The following is a 15956-nucleotide window of genomic DNA, read 5'->3' on the forward strand; positions in this document are numbered from 1 at the left end:
CAGGCTTGTCGGCTCGAAGGGGTATGACAGGCTCATTCTCCCACTTTGGGGACCTGGCCTAACACACAAAAATCTCAGTTAATCCAGGAAGCCAAAGTCCCCACCAAGGTAGTGGGGAGGTGGAATGGATAGCAACTGAAGCTGAAAAAACAGCGCTTTACAATAATCCTTTTCTACAAAAGCTGGCTTTTATTCTTTAAGCTTGTCTGGATAGGCACTAGTTATAGTAATACTTCTATTCTATATCACCCGTATACAATCTTCTTCTTCGTTCAACTTCGATTTCATCCACTCTGATCCATTCATCTTCAACAATATCGAATACAATGGGAGTGCTTATCCTTTCGGTGACACCTTCATTATTTACGGCTCGATTGATCATGTCATTGAGATCATCTCCATGACAGGAAATCACTTGATGATCAAAATCTCCTTTGTAAACAATGCCATCTTCATCTACCAAAACATCAAAAAAATACCCTCTGTCTATGATATAACCAATCATGCTGACTTGCTTGCCCAATACCCCAGAAAATTTTCTCGTTCTTAATGGGCGATCATCTCTATCATCATCCAGCAAATAATCAAAGACAAAGATCTGGATGTCATCATGATGCATCATGACTTCATCAAAACTTGAGGCGATTTTTGTCAAATTATTTAAAATATCTGGCTCTGTTTCTGCTAGGGTGAAGATGAGGCCGCCGTACAAGCTCAAATAAGCCTCAGCGCTTTCAGAATTAACTATTCCTTCTTCCCGCAGAGAGAGCATGATGCTCTCTCTGCGGTTGTCATCCCATTTGTGCTGCTGGCTCATCTGGAGGAACAATGCGGATTTTTCGCTGAGCTCGGTCTTCATGTCATCTCCTACTTCTTCTTGGGATACATCATGTTCAAGAATGGCCTGATCTTCTCACAATACTTACAGGCAACCCGAGGGGTCGCATTTCCTTTGGCAAGCTGCTGAGGATAGAAAGTATACAGCTGGTAATCCCCAGGATCAGGCTTGCGGGCTGGATTTGCATTGAAACCCTTGTTGAGCGAAGTGAATTCTGAACAGTTTCCACATTGCCATTCTTCAACTTGTTTGTCCTTGTTGGCTTTGGTCGAAAAGTTGATCAACTTTTGAGTCTTTGGGTTCACATTTCCTTTTAACAATTCGCCAGGAAGTCCCAGGTGCCATTCGCCAGTCACAGTATCATAGGCAGCCGTAATGGACTTGTGATTGCTTAAGTCAATCCCTAGCCTCTTTGCTTCTGCCAATAAGAATTTCACAGCCTCTTCTGGATTACAGTTATGGACCAACCAGCCCTGATTGCCCACAAAGAATGTATGCGCTTCCTGGACCTCCAGATTGTACATGGTTCTGGCTTGCTGGATGGTGTTGACATACTTGACTTCACCCAGTGTGCCATCGGCCTGCTTGAGTTTGTCCCCCACTTTCAGGTGTCCAGCTCCGACCCACCTGTCCGAGAGGTCCGGGTGACCCTCAGGTTGGGGTCTGGTTTCACTGTCTGCAGCCTCCATAACATAGAAAGGGTGCTCAGGAGTGGTGGTGAGGTAATCCAGCTTTTTGCTCTCAGGATCTTCAATCACCAGTCCAGTCAGTACAGGATCCTGGTTCTCAAACACCCTGCGGATCGGGTAGTACCCCTGTTCCCCAGTTTGCTCATTGAAACCCAGTACCAGGGTGCCCACCGTCAGGGCATGAATGGGGATGGTTCCATTCGGGGTTAAAACTGGGGTGGTGGCATCAAAGGACTGCTTCAATTTGCAACATGGTGCAATACACAGTTTGAGCAATCCAGAGGCCGCACTTTCTTCCAGATCTCCAGCGATGTTGGCCAGGGTCTTGGAATTGAAGAGTTTGGTGAACCCGCCTGCGATGCCAGGACTCATGTTCATGGCCATGGCCCCAAAGTTCATTTCGGGTCCATCTCCGAGGGCTAGCAGGTTCACATTGCACATGCGAATGCCACGATTTTCGCAGAGGATGCCCAGCATTTCTTCGAGGTCATTTCCTACTTCTCGGATGAATTTTCGCTGGCCCAGAGAAGTGGAAAGGTCATAACGCTGTCTTGCACTGAAGGATTTCAAGCCTAGGGTCGCGGCACGGTGCAATTGTTCTTTATTGATGAGACCGTTGGACATTTGTTCATGGATGCTTTGCAAACCCAGAGCGATTTTATCGTGGTTGGTTTGCCCCAGGGCCTGAATCACAGTGAACATGTCGAGGGCACCAGAGGGACCAAATTGTGCGAAGGCCATGTCGAGGAGGTCTTTGCGGGCCAGGTTCCATTGGTCTTTGGATTCTCCCAGAGCTCTGCGTTGTTCGCAGAGGGTTTGAGCGACATCATCATCCAGACCTTTGGCAATCCCTTCGCAGTATTTGTCAGCAGCTTCTTTTTCCGATAAGGTGAAGGCCACAAATGGAGCATCTGGATTTTCTACAGAAGGCCCCTCAGGTGAAACCACCCCAGAGCCCGCACCAGAGCTTCCTCCCGCACCAGTTTCTCCGCCCCCGATGTTGGGATTGAGTTCACTGTCCGGTGCGACCACACCCGAAGATCCTGCACTGCCCGAGAGGTTCGGATTCAACTCTGGGGTGGGTAAGGTCGCTTCAGTCAATCCCACACTGCCCGAGGAATTGAGTTCAGCATTGTCTGCGACGTTGCTGGCCCCCAGAGCGTTGGAATTCACATCGGTCAAAGGAACGGGAGGACCGTATTCGGTGGGGTCCACAGGTTCTGCTTCAGGATCTTGCTCATTTTTGGGATCTGGGAGAGGGTTGCTGAAGGCAGACATGCCGGTGGCGTTCTGGGTGATGGAATCAGCGGGTGCGACCACATCACTGCCTGGCAGGAAAGGATTGCTGAAAGCATCAGAGGATGTGACACTGCTGGCCCCCAGGCCCACCTCACTGCTGGGAATTGGAGCTTTGAATTCAGACTGCTGGTCATCTTTTGCAGGAACAGTGAAACGCACCACCGGATCCCAGCTGTTGGCATCCAGCATGGAATCTGCAAGTGTAAAAGACTGATCTTTGACACAATACAGGTGGTCGCAGTATTTGGAGGTCTGGTTCCAGCGGTAGCCTGTGGAAAAGGACAGATTGAGCGGATTGTTGTCAATGTAGACAAATTGAACAGAACCATCCGCATAAAAATACTTCTTGTTGTTCAAATTTAAAGATTTGATCTGGCTGCCTTCCACGTTGATCAGTGCATTGCCAAAGCCAATCGTGTTGCCTGCAGGGTCATAAACAAAATGATCAAGCTCACCACTGAAGGTAGCAGGGGTGCAATACCCAAAAAAGGGTTGCCAGGCGCAATTGGCGTCGGTGGACTGTGTCTTGAAAAACTGGGTGGGTTTGCCATCGGCAGAATAACGCTTGTAGAATCCATCTTCCTTTTTGAGGCTTTTGTTGACGGAACTGCCAAGGGGTGATGTTCTGTTTCCGTCGGGCAAATCCAGTTCCTGTGACCACTGGGTCAACACTTTCTGCAGACGGTTGCCTTTTGAGTCAAGTGAATATGTGAACTCTGCAGTTTTTGGAGGTGTGGTGACAGCGATGCGTTTGCCGTTTTCATCCAGTTTGTAGGTGATTTTCCCTGAATTGGGCACCATGTACTTGTCCTGGTAAACAGTGCCATTGATGTCTCTGAACTGAGAGCTGGCCACCAGATCCGTTCCAGCGGTGACAGTTTGCGTTTCATTTTTTGGAACGCAGCCACTGAAATCTGCTCCAACCCCATTACTGTCCCAGAAACCTTGTGCATATGCATGGTTTGCAGGCGTGGTGGGTGCGCCACCTGCAGTGCAGTCATAATAGGAAAACTTTGGCACACTTGTTGCAGAATCAGGTGGGTAGGCTTCTGGAGAATTGATTTTTAACTCACCATAGGCATCATAAGAAAAGCTTTCGAAGGGCAATTCATTGACGTAGTAGCGGTTACACGGGGTGGAATTCTCGCAGGTGGTTTCTATTTTGGTGTATCTGGGAGGCAGGTTTTTGGTGGTGACTTTTTGGGACTTGGAGTAAGAGTGGATTTTCAAAGAGTAATTCTGGGCTTCGGTGCCACCTGCATACATGCCGTCATCAGGCCACTGCTCCACCGGACGGGTGTACTCGTTGCATGCCTTCCCCTGGGTGGAAGGAGAAATAAAGGCTGACGTTCCGGCAGGTTGAGGGTAAGCATGAGTGATTTCTCTCGCGGCCTGTCCATCGACCGTGAAGATGGTGCAGGTGCTGTGAACAATTTCAGGATACTGGAGGTTCTGGACCGTTGTGATGTTGCGCAACGCATCCACAGAATTGACCACCCTGTATTCGCCTTTGCCAGTACGCACATCCAGGTAACTGGACATGCGACCCATCCGGTCATACACGATTTCTTTCTGACTTCCCGATTCGGTTCCACCATCAAAGAGGCTGCTGGTGGAAGAGTTGGATTTCATTTTGCCGTCTTTGTAGTACTGGTAGTCCACCTTCATGTTGTTCAGCAAACTGCCGTTGCCACGGTGCCTGTCTTGAACCGAATGACTGGTGATCAGGTCCAGGTTGTTGTACTGGGTGTTTGAGACATTGTAGACAGATCCAAGATCACCAGATGCCTCCTGGCTGTACAGCACAGGCACATCGATAATCTGTTTGGTCTGGTGTCTGGTGGCCGAATACTCATAAACATACGAGTTCAGGGGTGTGCTGGACCCGGGAGCAAAGTCTTTCATGGTCAGCAAGTTGCCCACCAGATCGTAGGTCCATTTTGTGTCGTAGGCGCTTTGAGTGGCACCATTGCTGGTCAACACGCTGCCGTTGCGCTGCATGTTGTCGTAGATGCGTGGGTCTCCGCTGAAGGTCCTGCTGGTCCTCAAGTTGCGGCCATCGTAGGTGTTTTCAGCGGTGTATTCCACCAGGCGATCAGTGAATAATCCGTTGGTTTTGCGAATGGAGCCCCGGGATGTTTCCTTCTGGATTAGCCCATCTGAGGTCAGTGCGTACATGGTGAGGTTGCCTGCAGCGTCGGTCAATTTGGTCAGGTCAGACTCGCCCTGTTGAACATTTCCCCGGTAATCGTAGGTGGTGTCTGCTGTTTTTTTCCCATCCAGGCGGTATACAAAGTACCGGTAATACTCATCGGTGGTCCTGGCAGGATCGTATGCGCGGGTTTCCGCGATGGTGTTGCTCAGGGTGTTGTAAACGTGTTTGGTGGTGTACTGGCTGCGGGTTTCAGACACCAGATTTCCCAGCAGGTCGTATCGGAACCTCAGAATGGGGTGGTCGCCAGGTGTAAATCCTGCGGCCGTGTCCACATTGACGGCTTCCTGACTGGCTGTGGTGCTGGTGCTGCGCGGCCAGTGGTGTTCAGTCAGCACATGGCCCATCTGGTCGTAGTCTTTGGCGACGTCAAATTTTTCAGGGTTCTGGCTGTAGATTTCCTGTCCCTTTGAATCATAAGCATGAACGTTGATGGCTTCATAGTTCTGCGAAGGCAGTTTTTCGGTGAGCGGTTGTCCGCTGCCATTGTAGGTGTAATTGGTGATGGCCAGACTGCCTGAAGAGGCATCGGTGTCCATGAGTGCTCTGGTGATGCTGCTGGGGTACTGGCGTCCGCTGTAAGCTAGGGACTGGGTGGTGACCATTGCGCTGTAACTGGTGGGGATCCACTGCGCAGACAGTGCAGCAGGAGCAAAAGGCGTCACTGAAGAGCCTCCTCCAGTGTTTGCCCCCACGTCGGGTTCCAGCACTTTCTGCAGCAACCCGTTGGGACGGTACACATACAGCTTGCGAACCATCAGGTCCTTGTTGCTGTTGGGCTGCATTTCTGCGGTCACGTTCCCCAGACGGTCGTAGGTTTTGCGGAATTCATACCCGTTGCCATCGAAACTCTGGAACACCCGACCTGCACCATCAAACGACTGGTAGGTGGTCACTTTGGGGGTACAGGGAGCCTCAGAGCAAACATCGCCAGTTTTGAAGATGTCTTGCTCGGTCTGCCAGGGGTTCCCGGCCGGGTCATACACCGCTCTGGTGCTGTAGCCACGTGGGCTGATGGTTTCTTTCACCTGATCGAGCGCCGTGTATTTGTACTCGGTGACCTTGAAATCAGATTCATTCAGAGTTGGAGCTTTGGCGTAAAATCCTGCACTGTCCAGCGCTTTTGTCAGGTCTCCGATCAGCACCCGGTCATGGGTTTTTCGGCCAAACAGGTCATAGCGGAATTCGGTGTAAGGTCTGCGGGCATCCACATACCCATTCCAGCTTTTGGTTCTCAGTGGGGGATCGAGTTGCCGGAGCAGTTTGCCTACAGAATCGTACTTGTAATACGTGCTGAGCCCGCTGCTGGAGGAATCCCCCAGGTCGTTGTAATCCTGCAGCCTCAGGTCAATTTTCTGCACCACCCGGCCCCAGCTGTCGTACTTGAAGCTGATTTTTCCGCCGTCCGGACTGGAGGTTTGTGTCACCTGTCCCAGCACATCCAGCGTGTTGGTGGTGGTCAGCGTCTGGTTGACGTCCCCACCCACCACGCCCGGTCTGGAGCCCTGCACGGTTTCGGTGATGACTTCAGGTTGCCCGGTGATGTGGTACCTGGTCTTCTTCTCTCCGTACTTGCCACTGGTGCTGTTCTGGTCCAGGAACCATTTCTCACTGACGGGTCGGTCCAGACTGTCGTACTGGTACTGCCGGATGAACCCGTCCACGGTTTGCTGGCCTGGGCGGCCATACAGGTCGTATGTGAACTGGGTGTTCTTGTAGGGGGTGGACACGGTTTTGCCGTTCCCCTCTCCCCACACCTCCTGGATGACCTGCCCCAGTGAGGGTCCCAGAGCGCTGGAGTACAGATATTGGGTGGTGTTCGCGGCCGTGCCTTCCCAGCTGGAGAACAGTTCCCCAGTGCTGCCGTAGAGCTGCATCTGGTCTTTGAGGGTGAGGGGGGTGCTGCCGGATTGCAACTGCTGGGTTCTGGACCAGATGTGTTGCCCGAAACCATTGTTGGTTTGAAAATCACGGGTGTAGGCGTAGGTGGGTGCACCGCTTTTGGTCACGTTTGCGACCAGCACGTTCTGGTCCCCTGTCCCACCCGGGCCGTAGTGGGTGGTTTGCTGGGGGACACCCAGGGCATCGTAATAAATTTCTGTGGTGCTCAGGGGTGTTTTGCCTGTTTCGTAACCGTACAATTTGCTGGTTGCGGGCTGGTCTGCGTACTGGATGATTTTTGCGGGGTCGGTGCCGGCCTGGCTGGCACTGCCGGTGTCGGTCACCACCCACTGGTTGAAGCGGACGGGTTGCACCGTGTTGTTGGGGTAGGAAAGCTCCGTGCTGGTTTTGGGGGTTTCCGTGCCCCCCACCACTGCCCCGCTTTCCAGGGAGGTGGTGCGGCCCTGATCGTCGAGAAGTGTACGGTTGTACTGCGTGACCACGGTGGCTTCAGTGCCATCACACGCTGGCACCGTGGTGGTGTATGGGCTGGCCGTGACGCACTGCTTCACCAGCTGGCTGTTCACGTGAAACCTGGAAGTGGAGGTGGAAGCGTAACCGTAGTCGTAGGTGGTCAGTTGCCCGGAGTAACCGTAACTGCTGTCTGTTGCTCCCCAGGTGGCTGTGGTGGCAGGCAGGTTATCGGGGGTGTAGGTGGATTTGGTGTGGGTTTCCCAGTCGCCGAGCACCGGTGGATTCATGCTGCTGGACAGTTTCTCCCCTGAAACCACCGGGGTTTCCGATTGGATGGCCCAGGTGTAGGCGCCTTCTCCGGCGTACCCGTTGCCGGTTCTGGTGAACTTGATGATGAGTTTGTCATAGGTTCCGTTGTCGGTGCGGCTGGTGCCGGTGACTTCCAGCAGGACCTGATCACTGAAGTTTTTGACCACCACCTTGCTGCGGTCTGCCGTGACCACAGTGGCCCCTTTGACGCCCCAGCTGGCCCCGTTGTTGTAATCGTCCCCGGTGAGGGTGGCATTGAAGGTCAGTTGGTCCAGGCCATTGACAGTTTGCCCGGCGGTGAGGTTGAGGTCCACATCGATGGGCAGGGGACTGGTGGCGGTGACGTTGATTTTGGGGGCTTTGTAAACGGTTTGACTGATCACGTTGCCCCGACTGTCATACCCGTAGTGGGTGCTTTTCCCGCCGGGTTCAATCACCGCTGCAGTGAAACCGTTGGGGTAGTACTGGTACGTCCACCTGAGGGGCGTGCTGGAGTTGCCGTTCACGGGATCTTTGACATCCACTTCATGCTGGGTGATCTGTCCCGATTTGTCGATTTCAAAGCGTTCCACTTTGTCCGTGCCGTCTTGCACCGTGACCTGGAAGCCTTTGGAGAGGTCGGTGGGGGTGCTGCCGTTCAGCGGGGTGTAGGTGTAACTGAGGTTTTCTCCGCTGTCACTGTTGAAGGTTTTGATTCTGGGGGGGTTGTTGTCATCATAGGTGTACCTGTAGGTGTCCACGGCCGTGTTGCTTCCCCCGTCTGCGCGCAGCAAGGGTTTTTCCAGCGTGCCAAGCACCACATGTCCACTGGTGGTTTTGCTGTAAGTGAAGGTGAAAGTGCGGGCCATGTACCCGCCTGCAGTGCTGTTGCCCTGCTTGAAGGCAGTGTCACTGCACACTTCTGTTCCGCTGTAATTGTCCTGGCTTCCTTCCAGGGTGGGATCGCCGCAAGCAGTGTTCACTGCGCTGGGGCTGGGTGCAATTCGCCCTGTCTGGGCGATGTACATCACCTGTTTGACCAGCAACTGACCGTACTGGTAGGCGTAAGAAAAGCGGGTCTGGCGAATCCAGCTGCTCTGGGTGTTCTGCACAAGTTCATTGATGGCCAGCAGCACCGGGGGTTCTGAGCTGCTGGTGGTCGTTGTGCGGTTGAAGGCATCCCAGCTGAAGGTGGTTTTGCGGCCCCATTCGTCTTTCACTTCGGTGATCAGACCGAGTTTCTTCCAGCTGGCATTGGTGTGGTAGGTGATCTCGGTTTTGGGGGATGCCCCGGTGCCGTCTTTGTCGTTGCTGAGTTCAGCCCGGTATTGCTGGGAAAGGTTCTGCTGGTAATCGACGAACTCATCGTCCCGGTAGAAGGTGCTGCGGTTGCCACTGTGGTCGTAGTGGTGCGCCACCCACATGGGGGTGCCGTTTTCCAGGATTTTCACCAGCACCAGGTACTGTTCGGTCACCTGGGTGCCGGGGGTGCTTTCACTGGCATAAATGGCCAGGGTGGCATTGGCGTAGTTGTTGCTGCCATCGCTGTTGGTTTTGAACAGGACAGGGCTCCCTGTGCTGTAACGCTGAATCCAGTAAGGAAGCTTGGGGTCATTGAAGGTGCTGATGGTTTTGGGGTTGTAGCGGGTTCCACTGCCGTCGCCTGAATACAGGGTCCAGCCTGCTGCGAGTTGTGCACCGCTGGGGAGCTGGGTGTAGCCTGCGAGCCGTTTCCGGCTTTGCAAATTCCAGTTGCTTCCGGCGATGGTTTTGTCGGCTTTTTCGTCTTTTTCTTTGCTGGCATCCAGAACATTGTTTCTGGCCAGACTGCCGGTGTCGACATAAACGTTTCCGGTGGCGAGGTTGATGGCGTCACTGACGTCTCCGAAGCCGGGGGTGTTGAAGGCGAGGACTTCGATGGGGAGGTCACTGACCCCTGCTCCAGGTCGGGCGTAGAGGCTGGGACTGGCCAGGGCCAGTGGAACAAGCTGCTGGAGCAAGAAAAAGAGGGCGAAGGTGAGGCCCAGTCTCTGTCTTGTTCGTTCTTTGAGAAGGGGGGTGCCTTTGCGATTTCTGAGATAAAAATGCATAACACTCTAATTTCTCACATTTAAATCTCAGTTTCAATTCAGTGACATAGGGGATTCCATCCAAGTGTAAGGTTTTACAAATGTTTACGAAAATATGCAATGAATGCCACTCACAAATGACCTTTTTCACCGATTGCCAAGACTCCATGAGCAGTACAACAAGCTGTGAGAATGGATGGCATGCTGACCCACGCACAACGCAAAACTTTCCTGAAGTTCCCCGATCTGGATGAAGGCACCCTCCACCTCCACTACACCCTCTCGCAGCAGGAACTGGGCTGGGTCATGGAAAAACAGGGGGATGCCAGCAGGCTGGGTTATGCCGTGCACCTCAAAATCATGCAGCACCTGGTCCGGGATCCCGAATCCCTGGAGATCCCTGCTGATGTCATCCAGCATGTCGCGGCACAACTCCAGCTTCCCACCAGCCTCTACCAGGACTACCGGGCAGGCAAACAGGTGACCATCAAACAGCACCGGCAGGAGCTCAAACGCAAACTCGGCCTTACCTCATGCAACCAGCTCGAACTCTACCGGGATTTCTCTGCTTTCCTGAAACCCCATGCCCTGCAGCTCTGTGCGGGATTCCCGTTGATGGCCTTGCTGGTCGATGAAATGCGGAATCGCAAAGTCATCTGGAGCAAAATCGGCCCCCTGGAAATGACCGTCCATCAACTCCTTGACTGGACTGAAAAGCACACCCAGGACCTCCTCCTTGCAGGCCTGAGTGAGGATGGACAGAGGCAAATCGAAAACCTGCTCAGGCCTCACAAGGGTTCCGATGACACCGAGTACCATTTGCTGGGTTGGTTCCGGGAAAAGCACCTGGATGCCAACCCCAAGAGCATCACCAGCCTGCTGGACAAACTGCATTTCCTGCGGCAGATGGGGTTGCCCTGGGAGGCTTTGAAACTCATCCCCAGGAGCCGGCAGGAAGCCATGTTCCGGGAATCCCGCTTCCTGCACGCCCAGCAACTCAGGCAAATGGAAAAAAGGAAACGCTGGGCGACCTCGCTCATGATCCTGATGGATGTGACGGTGCAGATCACCGACCAGGTGGTTGATTTGCATGCCAAAATCATGCAGGCCCAACTCCGCAATTGCCGCAACAAGTACCTCGAAGACCTGCAGGACACCCAACTGGGGCTTGCCGATGCCCTGGCCATCCACCAGAAGGTGGGCAGGGTGTTGATTGAAGCACGCAAGCAGGGGGAGGACCCGTTCAAGGCCATTGATCAGGTGGTGGAGTGGGACACCTACGTGAAGTCTGTTGAGGCAGTCACCGAACTGACCAGCCAGACGGAATTTGACAGCCTGTCTTTGATGGCCGGGCGCCTGGAGCACTTCCATCAGTACTCAGGGAAACTGCTGTCCCACTTCCGTTTTGGTGCCACCGCAGCAGACACCCCATTTCTGGACGCCATTGAGGTGGTCAAAGAATTGAGCAAAGACCCGGACATGCAGGTTCGCGAGACTGCCCCGCTGGATTTCGTTGCAGGCCGCTGGTCGAAATTTGTGGTGCAAGACGGCAAGGTCAACCCTGCGTACTATGAACTCTGCCTGCTGGACACCCTCACCCGCAAACTTCACGCTGGCGACATCCACCTGGAAAGGAGCCGCAAGTACCGGCACTTTGAAGACTACCTGCTCCCCATAGAGACCTGGCGGGCACATCTGAAGCAGCACCCTTTGATGGTTGCCGGGGACTTTTCGGCGTACTGGGAAGACCAGATGAAACGGCTATCCACCCAACTTTCCGAGGTGGACCTGAAGCTGGGTCAGGATGAACTCCAGGACGTGCGGATGGAAGCTGGAAAGGTGGTGGTCTCCCGCAATCGCCGGGACATCACGGTGTCGGGCAAAGCCAAACGCCTGGGGAAACGGCTGTATGGGATGATTCCGACCATCAAAATCACTGACATCATGCTGGAGGTGGACACCTGGACCCTCTACCAGAAGCACTTCAAGCATTTTGCCCTTTCGAAAACCATCGAGGACGTGCAGGAGCTCTACTCAGTGATCCTGGCGGAAGGGACCAATCTGAGTTTGCGTAAAATGGCCCACGCCACCAACCCGGTGAACTTCAAACGCCTGGCTTTGGTGCGGGAGTGCTTCGTGCGGGAAGAAACGTTCCGGGCGGCGCAGGCGGAACTGGTCAACTTTCACACCAGACTCCCCATTGCCCAGCTGTAGGGGGATGGGGAGCATTCTGCATCGGACGGTCAGCGTTTTCTGGCTGCCCAGAAGGCGTCGGATTCGGGAACATTCAACCGCAGGTATGGTCGGGAACCTGGGGTGACGTTTTACACCCATGTATCGGACCAGTACTCGCCGTTTTACACCAAGGTGATTGCCAGCAATGAACGGGACGCTTTGCACATCCTGGATGGTCTGCTGTACCACCAGAGTGATTTGCGGATCACCGAGCACACCACGGACACACATGGGTTCACCGAGGCGGTGTTTGCCCTGCTGAACCTATTGGGTTTCCGGTTCACCCCAAGGATCCGGGATTTGAAGCACTTGAAGATCTTCGTACCGGACCGCAGAAAAAAATACCCTACCCTGGGGTCCGTGGTGGGAGGTGGGTATGACCGAGCATTGGTGGCCCGACACTGGGACGACATCTTGCGCTTGGTGACCAGCATCAAAAGTGGGCACGTGACGGCCTCAGTGATCTTGCGCAAACTGTCTTCCTTCCGCCGCAGGAACAGCTTGCTGGCGGCCCTCATTGAGGTGGGGAGAATCTACCGGACCCGGTTCATGCTGGACTGGTGGTCGGACCCAGCCATGCGCAGGGTGGTGCAGCGGAACCTGAACAAGGGCGAACTGTTCCATGACCTGAAAAAGGCCGTGTTCTGCCATGGTCGCGGGGAGGTGCGGGACGATTCCCTGTTCAGTCAGGAACGGCGGGCTGGGGGCCTGAACTTCCTGACTTCCCTGATCAGCACCTGGAATGCGAGGTACCTGCAGGAGGCAGTGCAGGAATTGCGAAGCCAGGGGGAGAAAATTGACGATGAGGTCCTGTCGCACATTTCTCCCTTGAGATTTGAGCACATTGTGTTTACTGGGGATTACGTGTGGCGGCAGGATTTGCTGCCACCTCAGGGGCAACTGCGTCCGTTGGTGGGGAAGATGGAGGCGGCGGATTGATCGGCGAAACCCGTGACAGAATCAAGGCTCTAACGCAAATTTGGTGAACTTGGTGATGCGTTCAGAGTCTTAGGGTTCAGTTCGAGCAAAATACTGCAGATCTTCAGACGTTGGCCAGATATAGCCCCAGTAGCGTTGTTCGGGGATCCCCGACTCCCTGACATCTGCTGCACACACGCTGCCATATTGGTCAAACCCCACCAGGCCAAGATCAAAGGGCACCTGTTCAAACACTTCCATGGCCACCACAGCCAGCCAATCTTCCAGGGGCTTTAACCAGGGTTCCGGATCATGCTGATCCAGGTCAAAAGGATAAGCATGAACAGGAAAATGCTTTCCCAAACTGCCCAGCGGAAAGGACAGATCAAACCAATCGGATCCCTCCGGTTCCCGCACCACCGAAGTCATGCAGGCCACTTCCTCCCCTCCAGGCAGCACCGCCCATCCCCGCAGCAAAAGTGTCTCTGGGGGTTGTTGCAAAACCATTTCGACGGTATGACGGGCCTGATCCTGCGGATCCGCTTGGCGCTCCAGATAAACACCATGAAAACTGGGATGGTTCCAGAGGCACCTGGTTAATTTGGACAGGGTCAGATCTGATTGCTCCTCAAGTTCCAAACGCAACTCGACGTAACCTCCGTGCCAGGTGTCTGCATCACTGAACATTCCCATGATTCTGTTTATATCATTTATCCGTTTCAGTCGTCATTTATGGGAATTCTCACTTCCAGAAGGCAAGCTAAATGATGCGAGAGTTGATCATGCATCTTTTGCCTCCAGCCCTACGCCTGCAGGAGGTGCTGGTGAGCAAAAAAGTCATCGAATGTCAGGTGGAGCCTGTTGTTCAGCAAACACCCTGCCCTGGCTGTGGAGAGTCATCGACGCATCTTCACAGCCGCTATGAACGGCTCGTCTTCGACCTCCCGATGGTCTGTTTCTCGTTTCGATTTCGTGTGAGAGCCAGGAAATTCTTTTGTCGAAATGCGGCGTGTCGGCGAAAAGTGTTCTGCGAGCGCCTCCCCTCTGTAGTCAAACCGTATGGACGGAAAACTTTACGCTTCTTTTTCGTGCTGCAAAGCCTTTCTCTGCAACTTAATGCCAGGGAAACCAGCCGCGTCATTGAACTGTTTAGAAGCCATGTTAGCCCTGATGCATCTTTGCGTGCAGCACGACAATTTGTCCCTCAACTCCCATCAGCAGGGCATGTAGGGGTAGACGACTGGGCCAAACGCAAAGGGGTTCGTTACGGCAGCATCCTGGTTGATCTGGACAGTCACCATGTGCTGGATGTGCTGGATTCGCGGGATTCTCCAGAAGTTCTGAAATGGTTCCAATCCCACCCAGAAGTAGAGCTGATCAGTCGGGATCGGGCATTGTGCTTTTAGGATGTCACCCGACAGCTCAAAGCCGAGGTCGTTGCAGACCGCTGGCACCTCATGAAGAACCTCACCACAGCTTTTGAGAACAGCATTCGACCCTTCTACCAGCCCATTAAACAGGCAGCGCAGGCCAAGAAAGAGGGACGCCCTAAGGATTTCATTCCGGCCGTGGAACCCAGTGCATCAGACCGACAATTTCCACTGGAACAGGCTCTGGAGCTGCAAAAGCAGGGCAAGACCATCTGGCAAATTTCCAAGATCATCCGTTTTGATCGCCGAACCACACGCAAGTATCTCCAACTGGGCTGTATCCCGGAACACGGAAACCACCGCAACTTTCGTGCCAGCAAGGTTGCGGCTTACGAGCACATCATTCAGCAGGAATTGGCTTTGTCCAGGGTCAATATCAGTCGTCTGCACCTCAACATGCAGCGGGCAGGCTTTGTGGGCTCAAGAAACACCGTGCGCAGCTACATGTTGTCCCGCTATCCTGAGATCGAGGGTCGCAGAAAGAAAGTGGGGGTGGTCAGCAAGCCTGTTTCTGCCTTCCAGCCGATCACGTACAAGAAGCTGGTGTGGCTGCTGCTCAATTTTTCTGAAGAGCGGTCCGTCGATGATCTGGCTTTGCTGGAGACCATCCAGAAAGATGTACCTGGCTTATGGAACCTCAGGGATCTCTTGCGGGTAGGTCTGGATGCGTTCCGTGAACGTGACCTGCCAGTCTTTCTGAGCTGGGTGGAAACGGTGCTGGCCTCTGACTATTCTGAGTTAAAGGGTTACATTGGAGGTCTGAAAAAAGACTGGGATGCCGTGCTGAACAGCTTCAAGTATGCTTACAGCAATGGACCAGTGGAAAGCCAGGTCAACCGTCTGAAATGCATCAAACGCCAGATGTATGGTCGAGCTAAATTTGATTTGCTTCGGCTCAAGGTTCTGTTCAAGCCTGGTGCAATTTCATCATTCAGGACAGAAAGTCAATCCTGTTGTGATTCGTCCTGCGGATAAGGAAATGGCCGACCTGAAAAGGGGAACAGAAAAGCCAGGGTGCGTGGATATTCAGTGGTGATGTGTTTCCAAATTTCGTTGTCATCCTCAACTTCTCCCGATACCACAGTCACCTGTTTCTGGTCTGCAATGATGACCGCCTGAGAAAAGGCCTGGATGGCTGCCTCATAGCGCATCGCATTCTGGCCGTCCTCTGGGAAGATGATCCAACGTTCAAATTGTTCAAGCAACGCACAGTCTTGAACCAGAGCAATGGTCATCCAGTCGATGTCTGCAGTAAAAATATACCAGTCGTCGACCCGTTTAACCTGGACATCTCGTGCTCCAAGCAGGGTCAGTTGACTGAGGAAGAAGCCGGCCAGCTGGTGGGGATTGGGCCGTGCAGTGTGGTGAAAAATCCAATTTGGGTGTTTGCGGAGTACCACTGGCATGGGTTCTACTTTGATGAGAGATGCTGCATAGTCAGCCAGGACACCATCATTGTTCTCTTGATCCATGAGTTTTCCTTTCCTGAATGGGTTTTCAGTATAACCTGCTGACGTTTTGGAAGGTTGACTGTCACCTTTGCTGGGATTCACCAAATTCGCGCCAGAGCCAGAATCAAAGCGCCAGAATCCCACACGTTTGTGTCTGCCATAGAAACGTAAA

5 protein-coding genes and 2 pseudogenes are annotated in these 15956 nt (G+C 53.4%); 3 read left to right on the forward strand and 4 right to left on the reverse strand.

Features of this window, described 5'->3' with window-relative positions:
* Positions 1-235: 235 nt before the first annotated feature.
* Positions 236-859 carry an SUKH-3 domain-containing protein gene (locus tag IEY52_RS18470; protein ID WP_189005208.1) on the reverse strand — a complete coding sequence of 208 codons (624 nt, stop codon included), beginning with the start codon at positions 857-859 and terminating at the stop codon, positions 236-238.
* 8 nt (positions 860-867) lie between these two features.
* The gene (locus IEY52_RS18475) at positions 868-9681 is read right to left on the reverse strand and encodes a polymorphic toxin-type HINT domain-containing protein (RefSeq protein WP_189005210.1); all 8814 of its coding nucleotides are present in this window, start codon (positions 9679-9681) and stop codon (positions 868-870) included.
* Between the two features lie 270 nt (positions 9682-9951).
* Between IEY52_RS18475 and IEY52_RS18480 the strand changes: the two are divergent.
* A pseudogene (locus IEY52_RS18480) lies at positions 9952-12924 on the forward strand (Tn3 family transposase).
* 69 nt (positions 12925-12993) lie between these two features.
* Here the strand turns inward: IEY52_RS18480 and IEY52_RS18490 are convergent.
* Complete coding sequence (locus IEY52_RS18490; protein WP_189005214.1) at positions 12994-13590, reverse strand: hypothetical protein; 597 nt, start codon at positions 13588-13590, stop codon at positions 12994-12996.
* A 77-nt stretch (positions 13591-13667) separates the two neighbouring features.
* On the opposite strand from IEY52_RS18490, the gene IEY52_RS18495 reads away from it, so the two are divergent.
* Both IEY52_RS18495 and IEY52_RS27190 read left to right on the forward strand, forming a co-directional pair.
* On the forward strand, positions 13668-14309 hold the full coding sequence (locus IEY52_RS18495) for a transposase family protein (protein ID WP_189005216.1): 642 nt from the start codon (positions 13668-13670) through the stop codon (positions 14307-14309).
* 468 nt (positions 14310-14777) lie between these two features.
* Positions 14778-15239, forward strand: a pseudogene (locus tag IEY52_RS27190) (ISL3 family transposase); the annotation flags it as partial.
* Between the two features lie 38 nt (positions 15240-15277).
* Here the strand turns inward: IEY52_RS27190 and IEY52_RS18505 are convergent.
* Positions 15278-15805 (reverse strand): hypothetical protein, encoded by a 528-nt coding sequence (locus IEY52_RS18505; protein WP_189005220.1) that lies wholly within the window; start codon positions 15803-15805, stop codon positions 15278-15280.
* Positions 15806-15956 lie beyond the last annotated feature (151 nt).

The organism is Deinococcus roseus (assembly GCF_014646895.1).
GTDB classification, from domain to species: domain Bacteria; phylum Deinococcota; class Deinococci; order Deinococcales; family Deinococcaceae; genus Deinococcus_C; species Deinococcus_C roseus.